Origin of the sequence: Streptococcus mitis, from assembly GCF_946190065.1 — a bacterium.
Taxonomy (GTDB): Bacteria; Bacillota; Bacilli; order Lactobacillales; family Streptococcaceae; genus Streptococcus; species Streptococcus mitis_DE.
Genome location: NZ_CAMHZD010000135.1, coordinates 1 through 257 on the forward strand (window position 1 = coordinate 1; position 257 = coordinate 257).

Consider the following 257-nt stretch of genomic DNA (forward strand, 5'->3'; position numbering starts at 1 on the left):
AAACGTGAGTTACATTACCATCTTTATCAGTTGTAGTCTTAACAAACTCATATCCTGGGATATCTTTCTTAGGTTGGCTACCTTCTTCACTTGGTGAAACTGGCTTACCACTTTCATCTACAAATGATGTAGTTGTTTTAACTTTTTCGTAGACGTGTTCTGTGTCCCCGTTTTCTAGAGTCTTAGTTTCTACGAAACGGTAGCCTGGGATATCTTTCTTAGGTTGTTCACCTTCTTCTGTTGGATTGCCTGGAATT

At 38.9% G+C, this 257-nt stretch carries 1 protein-coding gene; it reads right to left on the minus strand.

From position 1 onward, the window contains the following. A partial coding sequence (locus OCF96_RS09995) for a MucBP domain-containing protein (protein ID WP_261447075.1) occupies positions 1-257 on the minus strand: 257 nt, incomplete at both ends.